We start from the raw sequence: 3,270 nt of genomic DNA, 5'->3' as shown, positions 1-3,270 counted from the left end.
CCGCCCTGGCGGAGAAGACCTCCGCGCGTGCGCGGTGCACGCCCGCGTCGTCCGGAGCCGCCAGGGCGGCCATCTCCGCCAGATGGCCGGCCAGCCGCTCGTCGCCCTCGGAGAGGGCCTTGAGCGCCGCGTCCGCCAGGGCCTTCGCCCCGCCCGCCAGCTCCGCGACCGATCGGGCCAGGACCGCCTCGGGGGCGGGCTTCAGGTGGGCCGGGTTGCCGTCGTACCAGCCGCCGTACAGGCGCCATAGGTTCCGTACGACGAACTCCGGCTCGTCGTAGCGGGCCCGCAGGTAGGGCCGGTCGGCCAGGTGCTCCGGAGCCTTCACGGAGTGGACGATCTCGTCGAGCCGCGCGCCGGCGTTGAGCAGCTCCAGGGTCTGCGTGATGATCGACTCCAGCCATTCGGCCGTCTCCAGCAGCGCCTGCCGGACGCGGTCGCGGCCGAAGACCGGGGCGCCGTGGCCGGGGAGCATGATCTCGGCGTCCATGGCGGCCATCCGGTGCAGCGCGTGCACCCATTCCCGGGGGTAGCGCTGCGCCTTCTGCGGGTTGCCGCAGTTGGGCGTCACCCAGATGAACAGGTCGCCGGGCAGCAGCAGCTTGTGCTCACGCACGTAGCCGATGGTCGCGTCGTCGGTCTCGCCCTTGGCGTGCGTGAGGTCGAACGTGAGCCCGCCGCGCCGCACGGTCAGCGCGTCCGTGTAGGTCACGTCCGGACGGCGGTAGCGGGTGGGCCAGCGGAGGTTCGGGGCCTGGAACTGGCGCTGGTTGATCACCGCGTTGTAGCCGTTCGTCACCGCGTAACGCTCGAACCGGCCGGCGACCGCCTCATGGGCGTAGATCGTGGCGGGCGGGCCCGGCTCCTCGAACGGTCCCGTGCCGAAGACGTGGTCGATGTGGCCGTGCGAGTAGAACGCGGTGGTCAGCGGCGCCCGCGTCCAGGCCCGGACGTCGGCGTGCAGCCTGGCCGCCGAGAACGAGCTGCCGGTGTCGAACAGCACCAGCTCGCCCTCGGTCTCGAACGCCGTCACGTTGCCGAACCCCGGCCACCAGGCCAGGCCGTCGGTGATCGGCTGCACGCCCTTGTCCTGCATGCCCGCGTCCACGACGCTGTCGTCCGCTTCGCCGCGCCACACGCGGTCGGCGTACTCGGTAATCATGGGGCTAGCCTGCTTCTAGAACCTCGTTCTAAGCAAGGGGGGCTGCTTGTTGACGGGCGGCCGTTGACGGGCGGCTGGGAGCGCGCTGGGAGCGGTTTGTGAGTGGTGACCTGGAGGGTGGGGCGTCCGCGTCACCTACCACCCGGAGGAACGGGTCGATGTCTCCACGTGCTCTCTCACCGGATCGTGCGGGGCGGCCACGCCGGTCGCGCACGGTCACGGTCACGGTTTCCGCGCTGGCCATGAGCCTGGCGGCGGCCCTCCCGGCCACCGCCGCGTCCACGTCATTCCCGTCATTCCCGTCATTCCCGTCATCCGCTTCGCCCGCGTCGTCTGCTTCATCTGCTTCGTACGCGCGGTTGCGGCAGTTGGCGGGCGAGCTGGTGGACGCCGGGGCGCCCGGCGTCGTCGTCCGGGTGGACGACGGCCGCGGGCGGCCGGTCGAGATCGCCCGGCAGGCCCCCTGGAGCAGACGGGACCACCTGCTCAAAGCGGGCGACGAGTTCCGGATCGGCTCCGGCACCAAGACCATGACGGCCACCCTCGTGCTGCAACTGGTCGCCGAGGGCAAGCTCACCCTGTCCGACCCGGTGGAGAAGTGGCTGCCGGGCCAGGTGCCGAACGGCGGCGCGATCACGTTGCGCATGCTGCTGAACCACACCAGCGGCCTGTACGACTACACCGAGGACGCCGCGCTCCTGCCGTCGATCCTCGGCACGGACCGGCGGCGCTGGACCTCGTCGGAGCTGCTCGCGGTCGGGGTGAGGCATGCCCCGCTGTTCGCGCCGGGCACCAAGTGGTCCTACAGCAACACCGGTTACGTCGCGCTCGGAGCCGTCCTGGAGCGGGCCACCGGGGCGAGCCTGGCGGAGCTGGTCCGGGACCGGATCGCCCGGCCGCTCCACCTCGAACACACCTACTACGCCACAGGGCCCGGCTGGCGCGGCTCGCACGCCCACGGCTACGAGCCGGACGCCGCCCACATGCCGGCGGGGGTGCCGGCCGCGTTCAGGCACGTCGCCGGGCCGCGCCGCCACGGCCACGTGGACGTCTCCGGCAACGACCCTGGATGGGGCGGGGCGGCCGGAGCGGTCGTGTCCACCACGCGGGACTGGTCCCGGTTCCACACCGCGCTGATGTCCGGCAGGCTGCTGCCCGCCGCCCAGCTGACGCAGATGCGCACCACCGTGCCGATGGACCCGAAACAGCCGGACGGGCCCGGCTACGGGCTGGGCATCCAGACCGGCGCCACGCCGTGCGGCACGGTCTGGAGCCACGACGGCGGCATCCCCGGGTACCTCACCGCCGGGGTCACCGATCGGAGCGGCAGGCGTACGGCGGCCGTTCTCATCTCGACGGAGTCGTGGGCCGAGTTCGGATCCGACCCGAAGATCGCCAAGGCGGCGAGGGCGCTTCAGAACGCGGTGACCTGCGCGATGTTCGGCAAGCCCACACCCGGGGCGGCTCAGACCGGCTGACCAGCCCCGCCCCCGGCGTCAGCCCCAGCCCCGGCCTCAGCCCCAGCCTCGGTTCTCGGTTTCGGTGATGATCGTGGACACCAGGTTTTCGGCCTCGGCCCGCGACATCGCCGCGCCCGCCGCGTGCGCGGCCGCAGACCCGGCGGCGCCCAGGGCGGCCGTGACCTCCCGTGTGATCACCCGCACGTCGGCGTCGCCCGGATCCTCCCTGCCCCGCAGAACGGTGGCCGCCCCGAGCAGCCGTCCCGCCCGCTCCGGCCGGTCGCGGCACAGCTCGATCGCCGCGACCGTGACCGCGATCGAGGCGGCGACCGGCGTGTGCCAAGTCAGCGTCAGCCGCACCGCTGGATGACCGAGCCGGCGTACCGCGTCGTCCGGGAGACCCTCCGCGACGTCCACGTGGGCGAGAACGCTCAGCAGCAGCGCGGTCAGGTGCGGGGTGGAGCGGCCGGACGGCGCCTCGCCCAGGCGCGGCATCTCGCCCAGATGCGGCGTCTCTGCCTGATGCGGTGCCTTGCCCAGATGCGGCGCCTTGCCCTCATGTGGCGTCTCGGCCGAACGCGGTGCTTCGGCCAGGCCGAGCCGGGCGTGCTCGCGGGCCGCCTCCAGTCGGGCGGCGGGCCGCTCCCG

At 73.0% G+C, this 3,270-nt stretch carries 2 protein-coding genes and 1 pseudogene; 1 reads left to right on the top strand and 2 read right to left on the bottom strand.

Going from position 1 to position 3,270, the window contains the following annotated elements; translation table 11 throughout:
• The coding region (locus KME77_RS17655) for an alkyl sulfatase dimerization domain-containing protein (RefSeq protein WP_219468672.1) at positions 1 to 1,162 on the bottom strand (1,162 nt) is incomplete at its 3' end.
• 359 nt (positions 1,163 to 1,521) lie between these two features.
• Between KME77_RS17655 and KME77_RS17650 the strand changes: the two genes are divergently transcribed.
• The gene (locus tag KME77_RS17650) at positions 1,522 to 2,640 is read left to right on the top strand and encodes a serine hydrolase domain-containing protein (RefSeq protein ID WP_246610010.1); all 1,119 of its coding nucleotides are present in this window, start codon (positions 1,522 to 1,524) and stop codon (positions 2,638 to 2,640) included.
• A 36-nt stretch (positions 2,641 to 2,676) separates the two neighbouring features.
• On the opposite strand, the pseudogene KME77_RS17645 reads toward KME77_RS17650, so the two are convergent.
• A pseudogene (locus tag KME77_RS17645) lies at positions 2,677 to 3,270 on the bottom strand (hypothetical protein); the annotation flags it as partial.

It is taken from the genome of Nonomuraea rhizosphaerae (genome assembly GCF_019396405.1).
GTDB lineage: Bacteria > Actinomycetota > Actinomycetes > Streptosporangiales > Streptosporangiaceae > Nonomuraea > Nonomuraea rhizosphaerae.
Note: the sequence above shows the minus strand (reverse complement) of the source record. Positions and strands in the feature narration are given on the sequence as shown.